This window comes from Bacillus sp. HSf4 (genome assembly GCF_029537375.1).
GTDB lineage: Bacteria > Bacillota > Bacilli > Bacillales > Bacillaceae > Bacillus > Bacillus sonorensis_A.
In genome coordinates this window covers 301,547-328,040 of the sequence record NZ_CP120679.1, presented here as the reverse complement: position 1 = coordinate 328,040, position 26,494 = coordinate 301,547, and the positions used below count along the sequence as shown (strand labels likewise).

Sequence of the window (26,494 nt, the reverse complement as noted above, 5' to 3'; positions counted from 1 at the left end):
GCCCTTCGGCCTGCTTAATATCTTATATCTATAACATGAAACTTTTTTTTAATTTTCTCTATCACTTGACGTTCATTGTCCTTAAGGCTGCCGTTCGGACGGGAAAGGAAGTGCATCTCATCCTCATCGCAATATGTTCTGGCGGTAAATAGCTCGGTCCCTTTTTCATCAAAACAAGAAAGAGTCATAAAATCGTAATCATACTCAAAGAACCCTTCATGGTCTTCTTCACTATATTCACAGTCAATTTGCCGGTGTTTTTTCAGCAAATATGTGTCACCGCCAATTTTCCAAGCCCATTCTTCAGGCTCAAAAGGCTCGTTATATATCAGATCAGCCATTCAGGATGGCCTTTCTTAACAGCGGATCATCCAGCCATTCTTCAAGCTCTCCGGTGGAAAATCCTTTTGAAACATTCAGATCCATGAGCGTTCCGCCGGAATAGCCAAAAGTAGCGGATCTGTCGGGGATGGTGTCCGGACCTTTTGCCAATACATTCTTCAGTTTTTTCAGCATGCTTCGGCAGCTTCTGTCCAAATCGCTTTTCGGGTTTGCGGCCGCTTGCATGACTTTTTCAAGCTTCTCATTTCCGCCGATGATGTCACCCGCTTCATTCAAGCTGACATCCGACAGCGTCAGCCCGGCCATCGTTTTTAAAAACTCATTGACATGCCATTTTTCGTAAGCGGCTTTGTCTACCGGCTTTCCATTCTGTTCACCGACATAATCCGAATGGCTTAACAGCCGCGCTCCCAGCTGTTCTACGCCATTCAGCGCCTTTTCGATTTGCACTCTTTTCTGATCGTCAAGAGTCCCTTCAACTGTAATGTTATTTTTTTCATCAATATGAATTTGGATGCTTTCATTTTCCGCAAGGGTGATACCGTTTTCGCTGAGAGTTTCTTCGATCGTGCTGCTGAGGCGCTGTCTGTCTACATAGAGAGAATAAATGGAAAACTGTGCACCATTCATTCGCGGTTTTCCCGATTGTCCGTTTTTTTGCGCTTCTTCAGCCTGTTTGCTGATGGTCAGCGTATCCTTTTTTGCAACGGCTTCGGACTCAGACCTTTTTGTGTTTGACTGCTGTTTATATGAAAGTGAATCCTTCAGCTTTTCTGTAAAGAGCGTAAGTTTTACCGTATCTCGAATATTCATGGGAGCTCCTTTCAATTATTTTTTACCAGCCGTATGTTTGGTCATATTGGTAGTTGATCTTTAGCTCCGGCGATCTCCAAGTAGAACTGCTCCATGCAAGCGAATAATATCTGGCATTCCATGTCGTTTTGACAGGCAGTCCGTTTTCCAATTTAATGTCCGGGAACAATGTTCCACCAGAGACGGTCGTATGCCAGATGCCTTCTTCCTTGTTCATCACTTCTCTAAAGGTGTTGCCAAGACTCGGGGAAATCGTTCCTTCTGCCGATACGCTCTTGACGACCGCTCCGTCAGGGATGGCTGAGACATTTGCCAAGTTTACGACAGCCGTTGGCGAAACGGTCCCTTTTCCCGGGCTGGATATTGCGGATGGAGATAGTCTGGCCGTATATGTGCCGCTTTTCATTCTGTCTATAAATTCAAGCCTGTAAAATCCCCATCCATCATATGTGCCGTTTTTCGATTTGACGGCGGCGATATACTTTCCCGTTTCAGGAACATCAAAACGAACGATTTCATTTTGGGTTCCCGTTCTTTCAGAAGCGTCAATTTCAGGATAGCCGTAGGTGTCTTTAAATAAAGCAAGGTCGTAGTCTGTACCTGCAGGGATGTTCTTAAGGTGAATGGCAAGCTGTTCCCCTTTTGTTGCATAAAACTTATAAAAATCTTGATCTTCGGGACTATGAATCGTAGCGGAAATCGTCTTATATTTCCACAGTCCGATATCATGCGCGGAAGCTGCTGAATTATTCGGTTCGTACTCATCTTCGTATACGCTCGCTGAGGCTGAAAACGTCGGCACCGCTAACAACAAAAGACCGAACATCAAAAAACATAAACATTTTTTCATTTGTCTTGCCTCCCTTTCATTCATCACCAAAAAGGAACTCCCTTTCCTTATATCGGCAATTAAATGTCATTTTAAAGAAAATAATAGAAGCGATACTCAATTTTAACAATTTCACTTTTCCGTCGGCTTGGCGATGCTGCCTAAAAAGTGAAGCATCCCGGTTTTCTCATCCGTTACCGCAAAATAAAACGGACGGTCGACCGTCATTGCCACATCCGGAACCGCGGCCGATTCAACAATCTCGACTTTCGTGGCCGCCCCGGCTTCAGTGCCCTTCTCATCCACTTGAATAAACGTGTTGTGCTTGACTTCACTGATGAAACCTCCCGTTTTTTCCGCAAACAGATTTGAAAAGTCGGCATGATGAAACACCGTTTGCATTCCCATATTTTTGAGAGGCTTGTTTAAAACATATTCTGTAGCAAAAGAGAACCTCGGCAGTTTGAGCTCAACCTGCTTCAATTCCCACTCCTTTTGCCAGTCCCGCCAATGCTCATACGTCATCACAGGAAGCAGTGACTGAAGAGTTTTCGTTTTCTTCGGAAGGATCACGACAAAAGCCAAGTGTTCGTCTTGATAGGGAAGCTTAACGGCTTGGAAATCCTTGTTTTCCAGATATGGAAGACGGTTTGTCTGCATCATCATAGGATGTTTTGTTGAAGAGCCGTCCGATGAATAAAACTTCTGAGGAACCGTCAGATTGCTGTCAAATGGCTGTTTCCAGCTTTCTTTAAAATAAACGGCATTGATAATCAAGGCGAGTGTGTCAGGAGAGACGCGGTCGACGATTTTTTCAATCCGTCCTTTCGTCTCCTTTGCCGTCCAGTCGTTGATGTTGTCCGCCGCCTTCTGTAAATCCCGGTCAAGCTGGTAAGCATGTCCGAGCCCTTTAATGGTATCTGCAAAACTTTTCTTCACATCAGGCCTGGACCATATCGAGTTTGCTACGGAAAGCTCGCCGTGCTCCAGCGTATGGAAGGATTGTTTCACAGAACGGGACGCTTTGTTGATCGATGTCATCCCCATCCGCTTAAGATGCAAAGCATCCAGCAGCTCTTTTCGGCTGTCTTCCGCGGCGCCGTTGGCGGTTATGACCAACGCCTGCTGCACACTGTACGGAGAGAGGAAGATGTTATGTGACAACCCTTCTTGCTTCACCAATTCGCGAAACAGCTCGAAAGCAAATTGCTGTTCAGCTGCGGCAAATGATGGTTCTGCACCCGGCGCTGACTGCTGTTTGGGAACAGGCGCCGGCCCGGTATTCTTCGCACCTCCGCAGCCGGCTATTAAAAAAAGCGCGATCCACACAGCTGCCGTTTTCCATTTTAAATTCATTTCCATTTTCACCCCCTAATGTTGTAGTGTGTTTGGCGCTGGAAAACGTTACAAAAAAAAAGCGCATCCAGCGTGTCTGGATGCACTTTTGAATGGCTCACTGCCCTTTAACAGCCTTTTTCCGCAATTCTGTTTTGACAATTTTGCCGAGTCTGTTTTTCGGAAGGCTATCCGTAAAGACGACTTCAGGAATTTTATAGTCTGAGAGACGTTCTTTGCAATAGGCGATAATGTCTTCCTCCCTCAGGTCAGAGTTGTCGTTTTTGACGACATATGCCCGCGGAACCTCTCCGTACATCTCATCGGGAACACCGATCACAGCCGACTCGATGACACCCGGCACCTGGTCGATGATCTCTTCGACTTGATCCGGGTATATATTGTCACCGCCGTAAACAATGACATCTTTATAGCGACCGGTAATAAATAAAAACCCGTCTTCATCAAGAAAACCTGAATCTCCCATGTAAAACCATCCATCTTTCAGCACTCTTTGGGTAGCGGCCGCGTTTTGGTAATACCCTTCAAACACATAAGGGCTCTTGATGACGACCTCTCCGACTTCACCTGTTGGAAGATCTTCCTGTGTGTCCGGATCTTTGATTTTCACTGTGACATTTGGAATCGGCTGGCCGGCTGAATTGGCTTTATCCCAGCCCATCTCCGGCCTCCACACACTGACCGTCCATGCCTCTGTACTTCCATAGCCTTGCACCATTTGAATTCCAAAATCTTTGTATTCCTTAATCAAGCGCACAGGCACTTTTGTACCGCCGGAAGCAAGCATCATGATGGATGACAGATCAAACCGGTGCCGTTTCATTTCCTCGAGCATGTACGTATAAACGGAAGGAAACGCCATCATCATATGGATGCGTTTTTTCTCGATCTCCTGCAGGATTTCAAACGGTTCAGGGTCCCATAAGAAATACAGCGCCGCACCGTCAAACGCGGCCTGCAAAACATGATTCAGCGAACTCATATGATATAGCGGATGGCTTGCCAAAAAGCGGGTTCCTTTCAGCCGCTTTCCTTTCGCACTGATATCGTTCAAATAAGCAGCCAGACTGCCGTGGTTGACCATGCAGCCTTTCGGATTCCCTGTCGTGCCTGATGTAAACAGCATTAAAGCCAAATCATGTTCAGTCACCTGCGCCGCCTCTACCCGTGACGGCCGGTCTTTAAAAAGACGTTCAAACTGTTCGGTCGTGTTCATTCCCGCCCCTGCTTCGATCATCAGGCAGAACTGAAGCTCCTTCTGAAGAGGTGACAATGTATCGGCGAACTCCATGTCATAAAACATGGCCCTAGGCCGGCAGCTATCCAGGATTCCCTTTAATTCATAAGGTGTCAATTGCCAGCTTAAAGGAACGGCAGTCGCACCGATTTTTAATGCCGCCAGCAAAATAACCGGGAAGTGGTGATTATTTTTACATAAAATCGCGATATGATCTCCTTTTTGAACACCCTCCTCCAGCAGATAGTGTGCCAGTTGGTTAACGCGTTGATGATATTCCTGAAACGTAAACGTTCGTCCTCCCCCTGACAATGCCTCCAACTCATCAGAAGATTCCATATGATGATTGATTAATTGCTGAAGTGTACCCAACATTTTCATCTCCAAATTTTCATTGTTTCTCACAAATCTTGGTGAGATTTTGTGACGCACAAATTCATTCTAAAACAAAAAATATCCATTGTAAAACTATTTCATATTGGAATTGTTATGTTTATGAATTGATAATGAAGATAATTAATTTTTAAAGCTGCAAAAGTTTTTTGCCGGCCGTCCTTATGATAAAATTGACCTATGTATGATTAGTTCAGAAATCTCCTTTCACATGATGCCGGAAAAGAGGAAACCTTTATGAAGCACCATAGGATAGAAGCCAATCTATTGGACCATGCATTGACGAAGTATTTGCGTTATTCAAAGAAAATAGACGAAGAAACGATCCCCAAAAACATCACCAGTGTTAAAGGGTTTATTTTGCGCATCATCTACAGACGCCAAACATGTACGGTAAAGGACATTTTGCAGGACGTTTCACTGTCTCCCTCGGCGACTACGACCGCTCTGAATCATTTGGAAAAAGACGGACTTGTCATCAGGTCGAGAAATAACGAAGACCGCCGCACCGTCTGGCTCGAGCTGTCACAAGAGGGAAAACGGATCGCCGCGCAAATGGTGGAAAACCGCCAGGCGCTGATAGACAAGATGTTTGACAAGCTGCCAAAAGAAGAGAAAACCGCTTTTTTTGATTTGATTGAAAAGGTGTTTTTATAATATCCATGAACATGAAAAGGCTATCGATTAGATCGATAGCCTTTTTTGCGTTTGGCTGGTTTACAGCAAGCACAAATTGAGCATATTACGACTATACTATGTATATACATTGTGAGATGAAGGTACCACTGGGATTGATCACTCCAAATTCCATTTTGACCGTTTCTTCATCAATCGACATTAAAAGCTCCCCCTTAAGAAAATCTTAAGGGGAGCTTTTGACTTTAATTACTTTATCCCTAACGCCTCCATCGCCATATCCATGTGCTCTTTTTCCTTTGTCACAAGTGCGAACAGGCCGATGTCGATTCCGCAGGCGGCCTGCATTTCCGTAATGTGCTCTTTCATCCGCGGCCAGACGCGGCCGCCTTCTTCCTCATAATACGCGATAAGCCGGTCCGTTTCCGTTTCTCCCAAAATCGTCTGATAGAGAAGGAAATCTTTAGCCGGATCAGCTGCTTTAGCCTCCGTCCAATCCAAAAGGCCCGTGACTTGGTCATGATCGTCAATCAATACATGAGGCGGATGCAGGTCGCCGTGGATCATCGCGGTATGACTGGGCCAATACGAATCATCGGAAAGCCACCTTTGCCATCGCTCCCAAAGCTCGCGGCTGACACCCAGCTCTTTTTTGATCCGCTCCATCTGTTCGCCTTTTGTTTGCCTTACGTCATCCGGGCTTAACACTTGTATGCCCCGTGCCGCTGCGGTCTGATGATCGATGCCATGCAGGATAGAGAGCGTTTTCGCCAATGACCTCACAAACGCTTCAGACGGCGGCTGGTGATTCATATTCCATGCATAATTCTTGATCTCCATATCAATGACCGCCGCCGGAATACCGGCAAGCTTCGGATACGCGATCAACTCCGCTGTATGAATCCGCCAATCCGGAACATCGACAGGGAGATGGCTCTTTAACAGCTGCAAAACCTTGCCTTCATCGGCTGCCCTTTTGATGACATCTTCACGCCTCGGTCTTCTCAGCACCCACCTGACACCATCTTCATCATTGGCAAAAGCGACTTGAAAATCCATGCCCGACTCATTCAGTTCGGCATGTTGCCGTTTCAGGCGGAGTCCATGTTTCTCCGCCAAGCTCAACATGTGTTCAATTTTTCTGTTAACATTTGTCATCTATAATTTCCCCTTTATTTTTTCATAAAAAAACACAGGTCGTCTGCCTGTGTTGATAAGAAACGGAAAAAGAGATGACAAAGTGTTTTCCATTCACAGAAAAAAGAGGCGCCGAATCGCGCCTCTTCCCTTGTATATGTTGATGAGGGTTCCCTAAAAAGGCAGACCAATTCCGATTTTCCCCGCACACAGGCAGAGACTTTGTTCACTATTTAGTTAGCGAAAATCGGAATCGAATGTATGCCATAAGGAAGTCCCTCCGTTCCTTAAAGAAATTCTTATTTTAACGGTTTTTTGTTGCACCACAACGAAAAAAACCAAGAATCATGTAAATGATCCTGATAAAGGAAGTGTTCCCACCCTCAGCTAGTATGACCACAAACAGACAAGCGAAAGCGTTCAAGTTTGGACAGACCGAACCAAGATTTTACCTATTAACGTATTTAATTCAAAGTACATCCACAAAGGAAAAGTGCTTTCAAACTCGTATATGTACTTGTGACATTGTAAAGTTATCGTTTTCAAAAACATCTTATTTTTAATTATACTTATCCTTGCCATTTAAAGTATTGAGATAAATTATTGATGTACTTATCATAATCCTCATCTTTACACTTATTCATGATATTTTCTACAGTAGTACTAATCGTTTTCATATTAAAATCATTCATTATTAAATATCCATGACCTAATTCAATTTCTGTACTTTCAAGAATCTTATTTAATCTCTTTGGACTAATAAGATGAAAAATAAATAAATCAGAGGCTCCTGGAATATCTTGTTCCCCTACATCAAGTTCAAATGAAACATAGAAATCATCTGGATCATGACCCCAGTTTTCATAATCCTTTGTTAAAGCTTTAAGTTCCAACATAGTTTCCACCTCTTAATCTAATATATCTACATGTACATTTCTTAATTCCGTTTTCGACCCAACAACCGTAATTTCATTTTCAGTGAAGTTTGCTCTCCACATTTTCTCTTTTGGCTTATATTGCAGCCTAAAAGCTCTCATTCCATCTGCACTTTTATATCCTATAAAATTCCCCGATTTATCAAGTATTTTCTTTGCTCCATTACCAACCCAACCTTTTCCCGCATCTACTGCATTTTGACGTGTAGAACTACCAAGCGTCGATAAACCTTTAGGTGATTTTTTAACCCCGAGAATAGTTTTGGCAGGACTTAAGTTATCTACATATCCCGGATGCCACCACTTACTATGTTTCTTTCCTCGAGGACCTTCCTTAACCTTTGAAACTTTCTTTGCTGCTTCTTCACCTTTGAATAACTTGAATCCTTTTTTGCCGTATTTCAGTAATCTTCCAACAGGTGTTAAAAAAATTCCGTCTGTAACACGCTCGATTCCAGAGACTTTTTCATCTGTATCAGGATCTTTACCAGTTATGACTCGAAGCGCATCATTACCGCCTGTTAGTTCTTTTCCGGCAAAGTCAGCTATATCATTTACTGGTTCTAAAGAAGTTCCTTCAAAATCGCGCTTAATACTACCTTGACTCCTGCTATCTGGTATATGCTCGACGACTTCCATCTTCACTTTGCCGTTTACAATGTACTCTCTTACGATTTGGTTATTTTCATACACATGGTAGCGACCGCCGATATATTTAATGTCTGCTGGATTTTGAACCACTTCATCGGCAACATCAACTGTTTTGACCTTTTTCCATCCTTTATGATTATATAGTTTACCACCAATTACACGGATATCTCCATAAACCTCCGGATGTTTTGCTAATTCTTTTTGCAGGTCAGTCAAAACAGTATTTTTTGCATGAATTTCTTGATTGATTTTTTCATCATTCTCTTTTCCAGCCACCGTATCAACATTGGATCCTTCATTTTTGTTGAGTTTTTCAAGCATTATCTCCATCGGAGACGACTCGGCATTCTCCAGCTTGCCCTGAAGTCCGCTCGCTATCCCGTTGATTTCATTTTCATCCGGTTTTAAAATCGATCCTTTTTGATAGCCGGTGATTTCAATTTTAGGCCCGGTATACATTTTCTCGAGCCTTGTAATGTATTTTTGCATCGTTTCAAGGTCTTGTTCAGCAGTTTTCAGGGCGTTTGTTTGCTCCCTGTCAAAAGCATGGAGCTTTTCAAGAGTGCTGCTGATTTCCTTTTTGGCTTTCTGATTCTGTTCATGAAAATCACTGTCATCCAACTGAGGCAACTAGTACCTCTCCCTCCTTTTTGTGAACAAAAACGAATTGGGCGAAAAAGTCGAACGCCTTCTCGGTAAAATCGAAGAAGCAAAGCGATTGATTGAGGAAGCAAAGGAAACGTTTGAACTTCGCTGAGCGGCTATTTTGGATAAGGCGTTTCGTGGTATTTTAATAAAAAAATGGAGAGGGCAACATCCCAATATTGAAAGTGTAGAAACGCTATATAGAAAAATAATTAATCTCGTTAAACCCAAAAATATTGAAAATATTGAATGAAGAGCAAAAAAACGAACAGATCCCAGAGAAGTGGAAAATGGTGAGTTTGGGAGAGGTTATACAAGTTAATCCTCCAAAGAAAAAGCTCGATAATGTATCTGAAGATCAAATGTGCACATTCATACCAATGCCTGCAGTTAGTGATAAGACAGGAAAAATAGAAGAGCCAGAAAAAAGGGTATACTCTAAAGTTAAGAAAGACTATACATTCTTTCTAGAAAATGATCGAAAATAACTCCTTGTATGGAAAACGGAAAAATCAGTATAGCTAGAAATTTAAAAAACGGGTATGGATTTGGTTCAACAGAATTCCATGTTTTACGGACTTCAGAATATATCAATGAACAGTATATTCACTATCTGGTTCGATCACAGCGATTTAGAACTGAAGCCAAGCGAGAAATGACAGAAGCTGTTGGACAACAAAGGGGCCCGAAAAGTTTCTTAATAAACTACCAGTTGCCTTAAGAAGAACAAGATGCTATTGTTAAAATTCTAAATGAAATTTTCTCAAAAGATGATTACTCAAAATTAATTATTCAACTTGAATCTAGTTTAGAAACTCTAAAACAATCCATCCTCTCCAAAGCCTTCCGAGGCGAACTCGGAACAAACGATCCGAGTGAAGAAAACGCAATCGAATTGCTAAAAGAAGTGCTTCAGTAACAAGTTAAATAGGCAAATGGTATCCGTTCTAGGATGCCATTTTTTATTGGAAAAAGGTTCTAATCCTCCTCACTGCCGCTCTTATTCCTTATCCGTTCAATCACCTCGTGCAGCCCTTCAGGCTTATAAAACTCCACCGGCGAGCTCCCCTTTTCAAAGGAAATCGTCTCCGCTTCAATCAGCGCCACATAGCGGCCGTTTACTTTGGCGAGATGGATCGAGTCTCCGAATTCGGCCAGCAATCCTTTAATCTCGGTTTCTCCCAATTTCATTTTCAGTTCTGCTTCAGGCATGTGCTCAACGATTTGAGCGGAAGCTTCGATCACCTGATGGGTGTCAAGGCGTTCCTGAATCTCCCGCTTCTCGCTCGCTTCCCAGATTTCGAGGTCGTGTTCAAACTGCTGGAGCTCTTCACTTTTGTCTTCAAACACTTCATACACGTGCTCCTGCACCATGTTCATCACTTGCGATTTCATGATTTCCGGCATCGACTCACCGTACTCAACGAACTTTAGGAAATCCTCAAAGTAGCGGGCGTGTGAGGCCTGGTGAATTTTCACTTCGCTTTCCTCTGTCATCCCCTCTTCAGGCATGTGCGGATACTGAATCGATTTCATGTTTTTCGTCGTGATCGCCATTTCGACTTTGCGAATCAACGAGGATTCATCGGCGATCGAAGCGACCTTCGGCTCAAAATCGCACTTCATGACAAAGACGAATGTATCATCGAAGTATTTGCGCGGTACGGCTGTTGCTACTAAAAAAACGCCGCCCCTGACTGCGCTCGTGTCAAGGTATGTGCGGACGAACTGTTCACTCAGTTCGTTGAAGTCTTCCTTCGTCTCGGCCAGCTTTGTCTTGTGAAACAGATTATAGTTTGGATTGGAGTCAAGCTCATGCCCTGGCTCTGTGATGAAGCGGCCGATTTTCGTCGGCACCTGCTCTGACTTCGGATGGCGCTCCGCTTTCCGCTTGACGATTTTCTTCAATTCTCCGTCTAAGAAATCCTTCAGCTCACTGTTTTCAAATTCTTCCGTATCCAGCGTCTGAAACTGTTTAAACTGCTTGTTGGCCTGCTCGTCCTTGCCGTCGACCTGGATGACGTAAAAAGAGATGTAGCGAATTTCAAAATCCATGACTTGTTCACCCGTTTTCCTTGTTGTTTCAGTTCTTCAAGTATAGGTAAATCCGGAACGTCCGTCAATTTTAGTCGGATGAGAGGAAATGGCCGTTTTCGTTGAAAAAAGATGACCTCTGATTGCAGGGGCCATCTTTTTTAATCCAGGGGCTTATTCTTTTTATAGTGGAGTGTCACGCTTTGTTTCCGCAGATTTTCAATGATGTCATGATAGCTGCCGGCAAACTGCTCATTATCTTGTTTCATGCGGGTGATGACCGTTTTGCGGTTTTCGCTTTTGTGATCCAGTTCTTCTTTGATTTTCGTAATGATCATGCCTTTTTGCCCTTCAATCTCACTTTTTAGCTTCTTGTCAAACTCGTTCAGCTCTTTCAAAATCCCTTTCAGCGGAGCGTTCAGACGGGCCGCTTTTTCCTTTGCCGAAATGCTGCTTAAAAACATATATGTTGCCGAAACCGTTTTAGTTTCCTCGAACAACGGTTTTACCATCTCTATTGAATCCTCCTATGCCTTAAAATCAAATAACGCCGAGATTTGCTTGTCCTCATCACAAAGTGTCTCAATACTTGAGCGGATGTCTTTCACAAATCGTTTTTTGTCTGAGGTTTGTTTTTTTAATTCGCTGACGACTCCGTCACACTCTGGAAGCGCAGCTGTGTGAAACGACTCGTTGACACTGATTTTTTCCAGCTTGCTGCCGAATCCGGCGATGTCTGAGGCAAGTTTGAACTGAAGGTCATATTGATATTGGGAGGGGTTGGCTTCCATGTCATGAATCGCTTTCGTAAGCGCGGCTTTTTGATTTGCGAAGTGATCGTGAATTTCGTGGTGAAAAACGCGCTGATAACGGTCGATTTCATCCTCAATCTTGGAAATGGCGGCCATCCCGACCTGATAAACCCTGACGGCCGACGACAGATTGACTTTAATCTCTTTTCCGTCCTTGCCTTTCTTGGAAAAATAAAGATCCCCGCCTTGGTAGCTGATGCCTTTCTTTTTGGATAAAGCGTTTAACATCGGTGTCAATCCATGGCCTTCGCCGATGAGGCTGAGAAGGTCTTTTGTATCTTGGTCCAGTTTGCCCAGGGCTTTTCCCAACTCTGTACAAACAGCATAAAATGCGATTAAATCGTTTATTAGTGATTGAGAAAGTTGACGATCACTAAGAGTGAATATAACGGTCTTCCAGTCGACAAGGAATTTGATCTTTTCATATAAAACATCCAGTTTCCCAGTCAGCCGATCTACTTCGTCTATGTCTTTTTGGATGGTCTTTTTTTTCGTTTCATCAATATAACCGTTTTCTTCAAGCTGATCGAGAATAGGGCCGCTGTAATCCTTGACTTTTTTCAAAAATTCTTTGAATTTAGGCAGCTTTTGATCCAGTGCACTAATCATATTTGATAAACGGATCGGGTTTTGTACGCAGTATGCGATTTGTTGAGCTGTACCCTCTTCATTCATTAAATCGTTTAAAAAGTCCATATCAGCGCCTATTGCACTCATAGCAAAACCTTGAATACCACCCTTTTGATAATCAGCCGCATATTTCTGAAAATATCTTTTCAATTTCCGCACATCTTCATCAGGAATATGATCAATGACGCTTCGCAGTCCTTTGATATTCGGATTTGTATCCGTCATCCTCACATCGCCGAACGTGATGAAATCCCCTCTGCTACTGACCCCGTAAAGCGGGTCGTCTTTGGAGACGCGCTGGGTGATGTTGGCGGTGACGCCTTTGTCGTTGTAGTATTTGAGGATGGCTTTTTTGAGTTTTTCTTTTGGGATGGTACTTATTTCTTTACGACTGACTTCAAATTTGTTACTCAAATAAGCCACTAAGGCACGATCGGCAAATAATAAATGGTCTACACTAACCTGCGCCCCATTGACACCATAAACTTCATCAAACTCTCCATCAATCAGCTGAACTATCACTTGGTTATTATTAGCGAGAGAATGTCCCATTCCATACGTTTTTAAGTCCTTAGAGTTCCCCGCTTTTTTCTTGGTGTCTCTTACAAACTCCCTCGTTGCCCTGAACTGATTATCATCTATCCCCAAAAACAAACCAAAGAAATTATATTTCCAGTCTTCATTATCTGCACTGCCTTCGGAAATAATGTGAAGCTGATCAATATGTTGTTTTTTATCCTTGATATGAATAGCTGTTCCATTATAGCCTGATTCTTTCACCGATTTTTCCTTAGTTTGCTGGAGAACTTCTTTTGAAGTATAAATCTCTATATCTTCTGTCAGTTCATGATTTGTTTCCTCCTTATAAATTCTGCGAACATCAGCCTCAAAATCCTCTTTAGCCTTTTTCACTTCATTTGGATTGTTTGAATCAAATCTGTTTTTATAACTGTATTCTAAATTTATCAAACGAAGTTTCACATTTTCATTTTCAAATATATTTTTAGTCCCCATATTATTTCTCCTTTTTATCTGTCAAAAAGGTGATCGAATCGATCATTTTTTCTGCCAGTGCCCCAGCTTTCTTTTCATCTAAAGAACATGCTTGATCATCAATTTTGCAACTAATGATAAATGAATAAACTATACCTAAGTTAGACATTTTTTTCGATTTAATAAATCCAAAATACATAAAAGAGGAGTTATACTTACGATCATTTTTCTTAAACTCATTTTTCTTGAAGGCAGAATAAACATCTTTCTCATTTTCTTTCTTTAATGAATAATTTCCTTTATAACCGTTCTCTTTACTTACTTGATCAAGCATCGTATCTGGATCATCAATAAAAGTCGTTTCACGGTAATAACTTACTTGCCCATCCAATAGGATGTTTGTTTTTTTATTGTAACTTTGAAATCCTATAGACTCGCTATTTTCCCCGTCAGTTGTTGAATAATCCGATAAGTATTCCCCATCCTCCGGAAACAACATCGTAAACCCCTTCAACTTAGACTCAAGCAGATAATATCCGGGCTCCATTTCCTTCGTTGATGCCATGTATTCTCTTGTTTTCTCGTCTTGAAACGCCGGAACTTGCGGCAGGTCTTTCGGGTCCATGTCTTTCGGGTTGACGGCTTCTTCTTGATTGCCGTTCTTTTGGCTGTCGCTCATACTGCATCCCCCTGTAAAAGCTAGTATTATAGCAAAACACATCATCATCATTTTTTTCATTTTTGAAAACCTCCAAGGGTCTTTATGGTAACTGCCTTTCAAATATTTCGTTTTGATGCGATTGACCCACTTGAAAACGATCCTTTCTTATGTTACAACATGGAATAAATTAGATGAATAGGAAAAATGTCTCGAACATTCTGCCAATGAGAGGATAATTCATCTAGAAAATAGGCTAAATGGTGATTGTGACGGGAAATAAGAAAGGTCTTTGGTTTGTTCTTCAAACCGAACAAATCATACAAAAGTCTTATCTGACGATAAACATTTCCACTAAGCAGTTCCTTACTTAAAAGTGAATATTTGATGTATTTTCAATCCCAATCACTCTTCGCTTAATATGTATACGAAATGAATGACACGAAGTTTCGCTTCAATTAGTCTTGATTGAGAGGTTCATCAGATTTGCTGCAAAACAGGCTGTATGTTTGATACACGGGAAAAGTAGAGGAATTATGGAAACGATTTAAAAGGGTGAGGCGAAGATTGCTGGACCGATTATTTAGTGGGGAGGTTCTTTTGGACATACACTTTCCATTTCTCAATTCTGCAAATTTTCATTTAAAGTTTCTTTTTAAGCCATACCATCGGTTCGAGATTTTATGTGAACGGGCTGACAGATGAAAATGAGCTCATGATTTCTCGGATCAAAGGCTGGCAATGCCAAATGAATCCGTATCGTCACACCCAAAAAAACGAAGTAAAATCAGAATTTCTTTATTTTGAGAAATTCAAAACATTGAACATGTCAAGCATAATACATGGATCATAAGCGGATTAAAAAAGGCATGAGCCCCGAACAATATCGGATTCATGCCTATCAGTTGACCTGTTCATCCTTTCCATCGACTTGAATGACGCAAAAAGAGATGCCGCGAATTTCAAAACTCACCATGTTCACCCGATTTCCTTGTTGTTTTCTATAAATGGCGAACTAACCCTAGCTTCATTAGTAGTCAAATCGCCGGTCTCATAAGACATCTTCGCGATCAATTTTTCGAACAGACCAATAGGCAATAAAAACCCCTATTACCGCCAATGTAAGAGGAATATAAATAATCGATGCGAGTGAAAATCCAGGACTTTGCTGACTAGTCAGCGTAATCAAGATGCATGATGCCACAATAGTTGCAGGAACTGATTTTTTGCGCATTCCAAAGTATAAGGGGATAAAGCTCAATCCCGCGGAGGCAACCGCATAGATGAGAATATTGGCGACCTCGTTCCCTATTTCGTGCAGGGTCAGCTTAGCCGAGCTGAATGAAAAAGATTCATTAAGATATGAAAAGGCAACTGCAATCATCATTTCCGATACAACAATTGTAAAAAACGTAAGTCCTCCTATTAGTAGAAGTTTGGCGGCCATCAGCTTTTTGCGGCTGACTGGGTATGTAAACATGACCGTGATCGTTCTGTTTTTGTACTCGCCGATAATGAGTTTTGCAATCAGCACGCTTGCAAAAACAATAAATACTGATCTCACAAAAGCTCCCAAAACCAACAGTGTTGAAGCTGTATCTGCCATCGACATTTCTGCTTGCGGAAGGTTTTTCTCCTCTGATCCGATCAGGCACATAAAACCGAGAATACATAGATTTGCGATTACTGCACCTTTGTAATACCACGCCAATCTTGTTTTTTTCATCTCTAATTTTATCAAGTTCAACAAGGTGTTCTCCCCCTTTACGTGGTAATCGTATTGTCGTTGATTGAGCTAACAAAGTATTCTTCAAGTGATGTATACTTTTTATTCATCGCTTCAATTTCTACATCATTCAAAACCAGCGCTTTAGAAATGGCTGTTTGAGAAGCTTCGGCATCATAAATTCGGATCGTTTTATCATTTAGTATTTTAAAATTAGCAATCTGAAGCTCATGTTCAAGCACAAAGCAAGCCTGCAATTGATTCGGCGTCACGAGTTCAATGTACTCTGTGTTCTGGCCCCTTACGCTTTCCATAGACACTTCTTCAATAAGCCTGCCGTCCCGAATGACTCCGATTGTATCGGCAATTTGCTCTATCTCGCTCAGGATGTGGCTTGAGATCAGCAATGTCATGCCATACTCTTTGCTCAGCACATGAAATAAATTTCTGATTTCTTTAATTCCGACAGGATCAAGGCCATTGATCGGCTCATCTAGGATGAGCAAGTCGGGTTTAGTGAGAATGGCTCGCGCTATTCCAAGACGTTGTTTCATCCCAAGCGAAAATGTTTTGACGGGTTTGCTGTCAATATTTTTTAAGTTCACCATGTCTAGCACTTCTTGAATCTTGGTTTTATTGTGATACCCCATATACTCACAATGCAGATTTAAATTTTCTATAGCTGTCAGATTTTCATAAAAAATCGGATATTCGATCATGCTGCCTATTTTGCCGAGAATCTCGTATGATCGATTTGTCTGCTTATGCCCAAGGATATTGATTTCGCCGCTTGTCGGTTTTACAAGGCTCGTCAGCATCTTCATGATGGTCGTTTTCCCGGCTCCGTTTGGGCCGAGAAAACCGTATATTTCTCCTTTTCGTATATGCATGCTTACATTTGAAACAACTTCTTGACCTTCGAATGTTTTGGTGAGCCCGCTTGTTTGTACGATGTAAGTCAACTTTGTTTCTCCTTTCCTGTCTCTGCTCATGTGTCTATTGTAGCGATGGACACTGTCTTTTTTATTTCTTGTTTCTTAAGAAATTCTTACGTTTGTTAATAGGTCATTCGTTTTAACGTGATGGAAAACGCTGTCCGTTCATACGGCTTGCTTTGGAGCGAGATTTCCCCTCCCATTTTCTCAATAAGTCTTTTTGTAATTGTTAAGCCGAGTCCGCTTCCTTGGAACGCTTTATTTCTTGATTCCTCAAGAGTGTAAAGTCTTTCAAATACCCGCTGCTGATCAATCTCATTGATCCCCTTTCCACGATCCCAGACGGTAATGACAATCCGCGTTTCATCATATGTAAGGGACAATCCGATCAGCTTTCCGTCCGCACCATATTGAATTGCATTTGACAAAAGGTTTTGCAGAATCCGGTCAAGCGCTTCTTCATTTCCATGTACATAAACCGGGGTATCCGGGATGTCGATGACTGCTTTAAAACCTTTTGCCTGAACAGCATCATAGTGTTGGAGAATGTTTTTTCTGCATATTTCGTTGATATGTATTTTAGTGAGCAGTATTTGCTTATCTTCTGATTCTAGCTTGGCCAAGTCAAAGAAAGAATTCATCAGCCGAATAATTTCACCTGTTTTTTGAGAAAGCTTTTCCAGCAGCCTTTCACGCTCTTCTTCCGCCATGTCCGAATCGTTTTGGATCGCTTCGATATATCCGAGCACGACGGTCATCGGAGTTTTCAGATCATGGGACATATTGGTCAGCATTCGTTTCATTGACTGCTCCGTTTTTGCAAAACGGGCTGTTATGTGCTGATGCTCCTCAACAAACTGGTTAATATGCACGAGCAGAGCACGCAGTATTTTGTCATCCGTTCCTAATAAAATTTGATCAGCCGCATGCTTATTTAGCATCACACTGAGCTTTTCCGTGATGTATTCCAAGTTTCGATCCCGATGCTTTTTCATTTTATATTGAACGATATTGAGAAATGCCAACATCATAAGAATGCCAATCCATAACATCGTCATGCTAAAACTCTCCTAATTTATATCCGATGCCCCAAAGCGTTTTAATATATTGCGGGGAGGAAGGGTCATCCTCTATCTTTTCTCTCAGGCGCCTCATATGGACGTTAATAATATTTTGATCGCCAAAATAATCCTCATTCCAAACCGAACGATAGATTTGTTCTTTTGTAAATACTTTTTTAGGGTTTGTCACAAACAAAGTCAGCATGTTCCATTCCGTCGATGTCAGCTGAAGCGGTTCACCATTTTTTTGTACGGATACATTTTCTATATCAATCGTAAGCTCGTGAACATATACTATATTTTGATTTGTGTGCTCACTGACGGAATATTGCGTTGCCCGCCGAATGGCGGCTTTTATTCTTGCGGTCAGTTCGATCATCGAAAACGGTTTGGCGATATAATCATCCGCACCAAAGCCCAGCCCAAGCGCTTTATCCACATCCCCGTCTTTTGCAGAAATCATTAAAACCGGGACTTTGCTCTGTTCACGGATCATTTTCAGAAAATCCATCCCGTTCAGCTTAGGAAGCATGATGTCGAGCAGGATCACATCATAATTGTCCTGCTGAAACAAGCGAATGCCCTCTTCTCCGTCAAAAGCAAGTACGACCTGAAATCCTTCTTTTGTTAAATAATGATTGACCATTTCACTGATTGAATGGTCGTCTTCAACAAGCAATATACGCTGCATCTCTCATCATCCTTTTTAAAAATAAAAACACACGTGCAATTACACTCATTGTAATTGAAAAACGTGTGTTTTTTACAAATTTATTTATATTTCTAGTTGAAGCCTCTTGAATCTCCGGATCTTTTGACCGATATCAACCTGCCTTTCCTGCTAACTCGGATCAAGTCACAGGCGCCGGGTTGAACAAGCACAAGGCGTTGGAGAGTCCCCAATGTTCAGCCCATGTTTTTCTGCCGCTTGCGACATCCAAAATCGTGTGGAAGATTTCCCAGCCGACTTCCTCGATTGAGGCTTGACCGGTTGCGATTCTTCCGGCGTTGATGTCGATCAAATCGCGCCAATCTTCTGACAATGATTGCCGGGTTGCCACTTTGATGACCGGGGCCATCTCCAGGCCGTACGGTGTGCCCCTGCCGGTGGTGAAGACCTGCAGATGCATCCCTGACGCCAATTGCAAGGTGCCGCATATAAAATCGCTTGCCGGTGTCGCGGCAAAAATGAGGCCTTTCTGCTCCGCTTTTTCTCCTGGGGCCAATACGGCATTGATCGGGCTTGTTCCCGACTTGGCGATCGACCCGAGCGATTTTTCGACCACGTTTGCCAGCCCGCCTTTTTTGTTTCCGGGGGACGGGTTGGCGCTCCGGTCAGCTTTGCCTCTTGCCAGGTAGCGGTCATACCAGTCCATCTCCCGAATCAAGGCGCGCCCGACTTCTTCATTGGCGGCGCGCGGTGTCAATAAATGAACGGCATCGCGAACTTCTGTGACTTCAGAAAACAACACAGCGGCTCCTGCGCGCACCAGTAAATCTGCCGCATACCCGGCGGCCGGATTGGCGGTAACCCCTGAGAAAGCGTCGCTGCCTCCGCACTGCAAACCGATGACCAAATCCGAGACCGGGCATGTCACCCGTTTTCGCTCATTCAGCTTTTTCAGCCGCTCTTCAGCCATCTCCATGATCGATTGAATCATGTTGGAAAACCCTTGGTGCTCCTGCAATGACAAGATGCTTCCCCCGTTCCCTTCGGGCGCTATCCTCGTCGGAAGCAGTTTTTCGCAGCCCAGTCCGACCACCATCGCTTCACCGCCAAAATTGGGGTGCCTGGTGATATTTTGAATCGTACGGATCGGAATCTCCGCTTCGGGCGCATGAATGGCCACTCCGCATCCGTATTGATGATCCAGCGCCGCCACCCCGTCGACGTTTGGATACTTGGGAAGGAGTTCTTCTTTAATCCGTTTCACCGCATGTGCAAGAACGCCTGTGACACATTGCACGCTTGTCATGATGCCGAGAACGTTTCTCGTGCCGACGCTTCCGTCTTCGTTTCGATATCCTTCAAATGTATACCCTTCAAGAAGCGGCATTGGCTTTGGTATTTTGTTTGCAATGGGAAGCTCATCAAGCGGCGGCGCTTTCGGCAGTGTAATGTGCGATTCGGAAATCCAGCCGCCTTTTTGAATAGGCTTGGCGGCATAGCCGATCACTTCGCCATAGCGGACGATCGCGCCGCCTTTGTTGATCTCTTCCAAAGCGACTTTATGTCCCTGAGGAATACGCTCTTGCAGTTTGAGCCCGCAAGGAAAAACCGTTCCTTTTGTAAGGCCTCCTGTATTGACGATCATCGCTGTATTGTCATTTTCATTCACCTTAATGTATAGCGGGGTTTCATTATCGTTTACATGTGCATCCATAGGATCAACTCCCCATTTTGATCATGTACCATTGGGAAGGGACAGCAATACGCCACACTGTCCTCCCAAGAAAGCGCTGTCAAATGAGACAATATTCTTTTTGGTTAATGAACGGTGTTTTCGTCATTTAGTCCGTTCAAAATTTTATCGCGCACAAATTTCAAATGCTCATACATATGATGGTAGGCTTGATTAGGGTCCCTTTGTTCAAGGGCCTTTAAAATATTCGTATGAAATTCGACAGTCCGGTCCCTTTCTCTGTATGGGATCTGGCTGTCTATTTTGGCATGTGTGATCAGGAGTGATTGAATCATTCCCTCCAATACCGGGTTATTCGCGCTTAACGCGATGATCCGGTGGAATTCTTTATCCGCTTCGCCGTAGTCATTATCGGTGCTGTTTGCGATGATATCAATCGTTTCCTTGAGTTTTTCCAGCTGACTGTCGTTGATCTTCTCCGCAGCGATCGTAACGAGTCCGAGTTCAAGCGCCATCCGCGCTTCGATAATCGCCGGCAAATTATCCACCGCCAAAGCCAGCATGACCGAAAACGGCTGGATGCCGATTTTATCGTTAAAATACGTGCCTTCACGCGTTTTTCTTTTGATAATCCCAAGCGTTTCAAGTGATATTAAAGCTTCCCGGAGAACCGGTCTGCTGACATTCAATTTCTCCATGAGTTCGATTTCTGTCGGGAGTTTGTCCCCCGGCCTCATCTGGCCGCTCGATAATAAATGGACGATCCTTTCCACAACCTGCTTTGCCAATGTTTTGCGATTGACTGACTCTACCTGTAATGTTTCCATCTCTTCTTCCACGACTGTGGGCCCCCTTTCAGTTGTTCATATTGTAAGACAAAATACAGCATATGGCAATGTCGTCTTTGGGGCCGCTTTAGAGCGATTGGAAACGTTTTAACGGACAAGGCACGGGCGCTTAGGGTCAAAGCGCCAATTTTCAATTAAAAACTGCATCGCGCTGGCGTCATCTCTTGCGCCCAAATTCATTTTCTCATACAGCGCATGCGCCTTTTCGACCTGCTCCATATCAATCTCAATGCCGAGCCCCGGCCGATCAGGCACGTGAACATATCCGTCAGCAATCGAAAATGGCTGTTTCGTCAGACGCTGCCCATCCTGCCAAATCCAGTGCGTGTCGATCGCTGTTATCCGGCCCGGGGCGGCGGCTGCCACATGGGTGAACATCGCCAGTGAGATGTCGAAATGATTGTTTGAGTGGGAACCCCATGTCAATCCCCATTCATGGCACATTTGAGCAACGCGGACAGAGCCTTGCATCGTCCAAAAATGCGGATCTGCCAGCGGAATGTCCACAGCGTGCAATTGTATCGCGTGGCCCATTTGCCTCCAGTCTGTCGCGATCATATTGGTCGCCGTCGGCACGCCTGTCGCGCGACGGAATTCGGCCATGATTTCCCGTGCTGAGTATCCCGCTTCCGCTCCACAAGGGTCTTCCGCATATGCCAGCACATCGCGCTTGTCTTTGCAAAGCTCAATCGCCTCGGCCAATGACCAGGCGCCATTCGGATCAAGGGTGATTCGCGCATCAGGAAACCGTTTCGCCAAAGCGGTGACCGCCTCGATTTCGTCCTGTCCTTCCAAGACGCCGCCTTTTAATTTAAAATCGTGAAAACCATAGCGCTCATGGGCTGCTTCAGCCAGGCGGACAATCGCTTCGGGGATAAGCGCCTCTTCCCGCCGCAGCCGGAACCATTCATCTTCCGCGTCTTGTTCACTGATATACGGCAATGTCGTCCGCTTCCGGTCGCCGATGTAAAACAAATAGCCGAGCATCTTCACCTTAACCCGCTGCTGCCCCTCCCCCAACAGCGCCGCCACAGGAACGCCGAGAAACTTTCCCAACAAATCCAGGAGAGCCGCTTCCAATGCCGTCACAGCGTGAATGGTCGTGCGCTGGTCAAAGGTCTGCATCCCGCGGCCGCCCGCATCCTGATCTGCAAACCGGCGTTTGACCGACTGCAAAATGGAGTGAAATGTGCCGATTGATCGGCCGATGACAAGCGGCTTTGCCTGCTCCAAAGTGTGCCGTATCCGTTCGCCGCCAGGGACCTCGCCAACGCCTGCGGCGCCCGACGAATCTTTTAAGATGACGATGTTCCGTGTGAAAAACGGCCCGTGGGCCCCGCTTAAATTCAAAAGCATGCTGTCATGTCCCGCCACAGGAATGACTTTCATATCGATAATAGCCGGGGTGTTTGCTGTTTTCTCCTCTTTCACCTGCTCGCTGATGTGTGAAGTCATCTCAAATGATCCTCCTTTTTATAAAAGCGCTTACATTTTAAATGGACAATGACGTATCCGCTTCTGTTTCTTCTTTCACAAGTTTCACGCGCTTGATCGGTCCTACGAGAAAAAGGTAGCTCAGTACGGCGGCAATCGCGTTGGCGCCGACGAATACAAGCGCTCCGTTAAATGAACCTGTCGCACTGACAATATAGCCGATGATAATGGGGGTTGTGATGGACGCGATATTGCCGAAGGTGTTGAAGATGCCGCCGCTCAGTCCCGCGCATTCTTTCGGAGAAGTATCGGAAACAACGGCCCAGCCCAATGCGCCGAAGCCTTTTCCAAAGAAAGCGAGCGACATGATCAAGACGACTAGCCAGGCCGATTCAGCATAATTGCAAATGATCATGGTGCATGACATGAGCATGCCGAGGATGATCGGCGTTTTTCTTGCAACCGTTAAAGAAAAGCCTTTTTTCAAAAGAAAATCGGAGACAAATCCGCCTAACAAGCCGCCCAGAAACCCGCATATTGCAGGCAGTGAAGCGACGAATCCGGCTTCAAGAATCGACATGCCGCGGGCCTGCACCAAATAGACCGGAAACCATGTCAAAAAGAAATACGTCAAGGTTGTGATACAGTATTGGGCGATATAAACCCCAATCAGCATTCTGCTCTTTAAAAGCTGCTTCATATATGGCCACTGCGATTCCCTTTCCTTTCGTTTCGCATGTTTGCCCTCATCCATTGAAACAAGCCCGCCGCCTTTTTCAATGTAGGCCAATTCCGCTTCATTGATTTTCGGATGTTGTTTAGGATCATAAACGGTTTTCAGCCAGACAAAAGACATCAGCATGCCTAAAACGCCCATGACAACGAAGACCGTATGCCAGCTGAAAGAATGCGTGAGCCACCCCATTAAAGGCGAGAAGATCACCAGGGCGAAATATTGCGCCGAATTAAAGATCGCCGACGCCGTTCCGCGTTCAGCGCTGGGAAACCAGGCGGCCACCACCCTGCTGTTTCCCGGAAATGACGGCGCTTCTGACAAACCGACGAGAAAACGGAGCGCAAATAAGAGGATGATCGCCGTGCCGGCGGCAAAAAATCCGAGCGTTCCCTGCAAAAAAGTAAATAATGACCAAAAGAAGATGCTGGCGGCAATGATGATTTTCGATCCAAAGCGGTCGAGCAGCCAGCCTCCGGGAATTTGTCCGATCACATAAGCCCAGCCAAACGCGGAAAAAACATATCCCATCGCAACCGAACTCAATCCAAGCTCATGCTGAACAGAATCACCGGCGATCGACAGCGTCGCGCGGTCGGCATAGTTAATGGATGTGACGAAAAACAGCATAAACACGATCAACCAGCGGACAGAGCTTTTTTTCCCAGCGGTGTCGGACAAGGCAGCACGATTTTTCTTCATAGCATCTTCTCCTTTATTCATTTGTTATTGAAGGAGTATCGATTTCGGAGCCTCTCGGAAAGAGGGAGCCTCTTTCTGGCAAGATCAGGACGGCGGTTTGATAAAAACGGTTTTGACAGATGTGAAAAACTCTTTTGCTGCCTCACCTTGTTCCCGCGAATGTGAACTGGATTGTTTGACACCGCCGAATGGCGCCTGAAGTTCGACACCTGCGCTTTCTGCGTTGACACGGATGAGCCCGGCTTCAATTTCATGAATGAACGGCATCATATGGCCGATGTTTTGCGTAAAAATGGCGGCGCTCAAACCAAATGTCGTATCATTGGCCATCTCCAGCGCTTCCTCCAACGTATCGGCCTTGATTAAGGCGATGACAGGGCCGAAAATTTCCTCCCGGGCGATGGTCATGTCTGTTGTGACCCGCTCAAAAATGGCGGGACGAATGTAGTAGCCTTTTTCATATTTTCCTGCGGTCAGCCTCTCTCCGCCAAAAATGAGGTCCGCCCCCTCCTGTTTTCCCTTTTCAATATAGGACAGGCAGTTGTCAAGCTGCTGTTTGCTGGCGAGCGGTCCCATCCAGACATCCTCTCTCAAACCGTCGCCGATCGTGATCTCTTTTGTTTGCTGAAGCAGCTTCTCTTTAAAGCGGTTATAAATATCGCTTAATACAATGACGCGGCTTGTTGCCGTACATTTTTGCCCTGTTGAACGAAACGCGCCGCTGATCACGGCGTCAACCGCGAGGTCAAGCTCGGCGTCATTCGCTATAATCACCGGGTTCTTCCCGCCCATTTCAAGCTGGTACTTCGCCCCGCGTTCAAAAGCCGTCCGGCCGATGATTTTTCCCGTTTGATTGGAGCCTGTAAATGTAATACCGTTTACATCGGGATGCCCGGCGAGGCGCATTCCGGCTACAGACCCCGGCCCTGTCACCGCATTGACGACTCCTTTTGGAATGCCGGCTTCTTCAAAACATGAGATGATTTTAAGGCAAGTGACCGCCGTTTCCGTCGCCGGCTTGATGACGACTGTATTTCCATAGATGAGCGCAGGCGCCATTTTCCAAATCGGAATCGCCACCGGAAAATTCCACGGGGAGATCACACCGACGACGCCGAGCGGAACCCTGTCTGTATACATGAAAGCACGCCGGTCTGTCGACGGAATGACATCCCCTGTTTTTCTCATCCCTTCCCCGGCGTAATATCTGAGAATCGCGATCCCCCGGGCCGTTTCTCCTTTTGCTTCAGGAAGCGTCTTTCCCATTTCCCTTGTCGCACATTCAGCAATTTCATCAAGGCGCTGCTCCATGATATCAGCCGTTGTGTATAAGTACTGTCCGCGCTCTGCACCGGACAGCTTTCTCCATGCGGCTTGCGCCTGCTTCGCCGCCTCGACCGCCCGGTCCACATCTTCTTGTGAAGATTTTTGCACAAATCCGATGACATCTTCTGTATCAGCGGGATTTACGCTTTGTAGTAAATCATTTGCTTCAGTCTTCACCCAGCGGCCGTTGATAAAGTTAAAGTACGTTTCGTTTTCTGTTGTCACAGACATCTTCATACCTCCTTTGTTTTTAAGGCAGCGGTTTTTTTCGGATAGCGCGCCAATGCGTTTTCCAACACGTTTTCAAGCTCCCTGTAATGCTCCTTCTCAACCGGGACGATCGGCGGTCTCGCCGTGTTTTTTACATGAAGCCCCATGATCTCCATGCCGGCTTTAATCAAAGAGACGGCATAGCCATTTCGCTGTTTGCGGATCTCATTGATCGGCATGATGACATGTTCATAAATCTCCTTCACAAGCTGGTCTTCCCTGTTTAACAAGGCCTCGTAAAACATCCTTGAAATGTGGGGAATATAGTTGGAAATCGCGGAAGAATAGGATGTAAAGCCGATCGGCGCGTATGCCGGCATCGTCACTTCAGCCATCGGCATGCCGTTAAGCAATCCCAGTTGGTCTCCCACCGTATAGGCCAAACTGATATTCAAAGCCATATCTCCGATACCGTCTTTAAGACCGACAAGCTGCTTCAAATTGGTCAACCGCTGTATCTGTTCCAGCGTCAGCACGGCATTATCGCGTTGATAAACAATTGCATTTAAGCCCGTGCTCTCAATGATCGTCTTCGTATACTGATACAAACCTTCTTGTTCGCCGCGAATCAAGTATGGCGGCAGGATCAGATAGCCATCGGCCCCTTTCTCCTCAGAGATTTGCGCCCATTCCAAAGCGGTGCTTAAATTCCCTCCGACCCCGGTGTAAACCGGTACCTTCCCGCCTGCCGCCGAAACAGCGATTTCGACCATCTGTTCGTATTCCTTCCCGCTGAGGGATTGGAATTCTCCCGAACCGCAAGCGATAAAAATCGCCTCAAGCCCTTCATCAAGCAAAAACTGGATGTTTTGAAACAGCGCTTCTTCCTCAAGGTTTCCCTGCCGATTGAAAGGTGCTACAGGAAAACCCAGTATCCCTTCCGGCGCTTTTCGTATTTGACTCATTACCGCAACCCCCTGTCACTCAATTTTCAACCATTAAGAAAGCGCTGTCATTCAAAAGAAAACAGCATCTCATCGATTCACTCCCCTCTT

Annotated in this window: 23 protein-coding genes and 1 pseudogene; 2 read left to right on the top strand and 22 right to left on the bottom strand. The window is 44.6% G+C overall.

Going from position 1 to position 26,494, the window contains the following annotated elements:
* Positions 1 to 14: 14 nt before the first annotated feature.
* The 5 genes from P3X63_RS01765 to P3X63_RS01745 all read right to left on the bottom strand — a co-directional run bounded on the left by P3X63_RS01765 (position 15) and on the right by P3X63_RS01745 (position 4,949).
* On the bottom strand, positions 15 to 341 hold the full coding sequence (locus P3X63_RS01765) for a hypothetical protein (RefSeq protein WP_026585750.1): 327 nt from the start codon (positions 339 to 341) through the stop codon (positions 15 to 17).
* On the bottom strand, positions 334 to 1,155 hold the full coding sequence (locus P3X63_RS01760; RefSeq protein WP_277692378.1) for a DUF4885 domain-containing protein: 822 nt from the start codon (positions 1,153 to 1,155) through the stop codon (positions 334 to 336). Before P3X63_RS01760 ends, P3X63_RS01765 begins: the two co-directional genes overlap by 8 nt.
* Positions 1,156 to 1,177: 22 nt before the next feature.
* Positions 1,178 to 2,005, bottom strand: a complete 828-nt coding sequence (locus P3X63_RS01755; RefSeq protein ID WP_277692377.1) for a PPC domain-containing protein — start codon at positions 2,003 to 2,005, stop codon at positions 1,178 to 1,180.
* Positions 2,006 to 2,116: 111 nt separating this feature from the next.
* Positions 2,117 to 3,346: a serpin family protein gene (locus P3X63_RS01750; RefSeq protein ID WP_277692376.1), complete on the bottom strand. Its 1,230-nt coding sequence runs from the start codon at positions 3,344 to 3,346 to the stop codon at positions 2,117 to 2,119.
* A gap of 91 nt (positions 3,347 to 3,437) precedes the next feature.
* Positions 3,438 to 4,949: a class I adenylate-forming enzyme family protein gene (locus P3X63_RS01745; protein WP_277692871.1), complete on the bottom strand. Its 1,512-nt coding sequence runs from the start codon at positions 4,947 to 4,949 to the stop codon at positions 3,438 to 3,440.
* 258 nt (positions 4,950 to 5,207) lie between these two features.
* Here P3X63_RS01745 and P3X63_RS01740 point away from each other — a divergent pair, with 258 nt between their 5' ends.
* Positions 5,208 to 5,627, top strand: coding sequence for a MarR family winged helix-turn-helix transcriptional regulator (locus P3X63_RS01740; RefSeq protein WP_026585745.1), 420 nt, complete (start codon positions 5,208 to 5,210; stop codon positions 5,625 to 5,627).
* Between the two features lie 228 nt (positions 5,628 to 5,855).
* Here the strand turns inward: P3X63_RS01740 and P3X63_RS01735 are convergent, their stop codons facing one another.
* The 3 genes from P3X63_RS01735 to P3X63_RS01725 form a co-directional block, all read right to left on the bottom strand.
* Positions 5,856 to 6,764 (bottom strand): macrolide 2'-phosphotransferase, encoded by a 909-nt coding sequence (locus P3X63_RS01735; protein WP_077735780.1) that lies wholly within the window; start codon positions 6,762 to 6,764, stop codon positions 5,856 to 5,858.
* Between the two features lie 548 nt (positions 6,765 to 7,312).
* Positions 7,313 to 7,639, bottom strand: coding sequence for an Imm8 family immunity protein (locus P3X63_RS01730; RefSeq protein WP_026585743.1), 327 nt, complete (start codon positions 7,637 to 7,639; stop codon positions 7,313 to 7,315).
* Between the two features lie 12 nt (positions 7,640 to 7,651).
* Entirely contained in the window at positions 7,652 to 8,959 is a 1,308-nt protein-coding gene (locus P3X63_RS01725) for a T7SS effector LXG polymorphic toxin (protein WP_277692375.1), read from the bottom strand.
* A gap of 6 nt (positions 8,960 to 8,965) precedes the next feature.
* On the opposite strand from P3X63_RS01725, the pseudogene P3X63_RS01720 reads away from it, so the two are divergent.
* Positions 8,966 to 9,893: pseudogene (locus tag P3X63_RS01720) on the top strand (restriction endonuclease subunit S); the annotation flags it as partial.
* A gap of 59 nt (positions 9,894 to 9,952) precedes the next feature.
* Here the strand turns inward: P3X63_RS01720 and P3X63_RS01715 are convergent.
* The 14 genes from P3X63_RS01715 to kdgD form a co-directional block, all read right to left on the bottom strand.
* Entirely contained in the window at positions 9,953 to 11,029 is a 1,077-nt protein-coding gene (locus P3X63_RS01715; protein WP_277692374.1) for a DUF3900 domain-containing protein, read from the bottom strand.
* Positions 11,030 to 11,169: 140 nt separating this feature from the next.
* A complete protein-coding gene (locus P3X63_RS01710) occupies positions 11,170 to 11,520 on the bottom strand; it encodes a hypothetical protein (RefSeq protein WP_077735782.1) in 351 nt (116 codons plus the stop codon).
* Positions 11,521 to 11,535: 15 nt separating this feature from the next.
* On the bottom strand, positions 11,536 to 13,464 hold the full coding sequence (locus P3X63_RS01705) for a DUF6792 domain-containing protein (RefSeq protein WP_277692373.1): 1,929 nt from the start codon (positions 13,462 to 13,464) through the stop codon (positions 11,536 to 11,538).
* 1 nt (position 13,465) lies between these two features.
* Complete coding sequence (locus tag P3X63_RS01700; RefSeq protein WP_277692372.1) at positions 13,466 to 14,182, bottom strand: lipoprotein YvcA; 717 nt, start codon at positions 14,180 to 14,182, stop codon at positions 13,466 to 13,468.
* 970 nt (positions 14,183 to 15,152) lie between these two features.
* Complete coding sequence (locus P3X63_RS01695; protein ID WP_026585734.1) at positions 15,153 to 15,851, bottom strand: ABC transporter permease; 699 nt, start codon at positions 15,849 to 15,851, stop codon at positions 15,153 to 15,155.
* A 14-nt stretch (positions 15,852 to 15,865) separates the two neighbouring features.
* Positions 15,866 to 16,789 (bottom strand): ABC transporter ATP-binding protein, encoded by a 924-nt coding sequence (locus tag P3X63_RS01690; protein WP_026585733.1) that lies wholly within the window; start codon positions 16,787 to 16,789, stop codon positions 15,866 to 15,868.
* A 95-nt stretch (positions 16,790 to 16,884) separates the two neighbouring features.
* Positions 16,885 to 17,820, bottom strand: a complete 936-nt coding sequence (locus P3X63_RS01685; RefSeq protein WP_277692371.1) for a HAMP domain-containing histidine kinase — start codon at positions 17,818 to 17,820, stop codon at positions 16,885 to 16,887.
* A gap of 1 nt (position 17,821) precedes the next feature.
* Positions 17,822 to 18,502: a response regulator transcription factor gene (locus P3X63_RS01680; RefSeq protein WP_152520952.1), complete on the bottom strand. Its 681-nt coding sequence runs from the start codon at positions 18,500 to 18,502 to the stop codon at positions 17,822 to 17,824.
* A gap of 172 nt (positions 18,503 to 18,674) precedes the next feature.
* Positions 18,675 to 20,207, bottom strand: a complete 1,533-nt coding sequence (gene garD / locus P3X63_RS01675; protein WP_277692370.1) for a galactarate dehydratase — start codon at positions 20,205 to 20,207, stop codon at positions 18,675 to 18,677.
* 104 nt (positions 20,208 to 20,311) lie between these two features.
* Entirely contained in the window at positions 20,312 to 21,013 is a 702-nt protein-coding gene (locus tag P3X63_RS01670) for a FadR/GntR family transcriptional regulator (protein WP_372708732.1), read from the bottom strand.
* 108 nt (positions 21,014 to 21,121) lie between these two features.
* Positions 21,122 to 22,489, bottom strand: coding sequence for a glucarate dehydratase (gene gudD / locus P3X63_RS01665; protein WP_077735790.1), 1,368 nt, complete (start codon positions 22,487 to 22,489; stop codon positions 21,122 to 21,124).
* Positions 22,490 to 22,526: 37 nt separating this feature from the next.
* Complete coding sequence (locus P3X63_RS01660; protein WP_077735791.1) at positions 22,527 to 23,903, bottom strand: MFS transporter; 1,377 nt, start codon at positions 23,901 to 23,903, stop codon at positions 22,527 to 22,529.
* A gap of 84 nt (positions 23,904 to 23,987) precedes the next feature.
* On the bottom strand, positions 23,988 to 25,460 hold the full coding sequence (gucD, locus tag P3X63_RS01655) for an alpha-ketoglutaric semialdehyde dehydrogenase GucD (protein WP_026585726.1): 1,473 nt from the start codon (positions 25,458 to 25,460) through the stop codon (positions 23,988 to 23,990).
* 2 nt (positions 25,461 to 25,462) lie between these two features.
* Positions 25,463 to 26,404 (bottom strand): 5-dehydro-4-deoxyglucarate dehydratase, encoded by a 942-nt coding sequence (gene kdgD, locus P3X63_RS01650; RefSeq protein WP_026585725.1) that lies wholly within the window; start codon positions 26,402 to 26,404, stop codon positions 25,463 to 25,465.
* Positions 26,405 to 26,494: the final 90 nt, after the last annotated feature.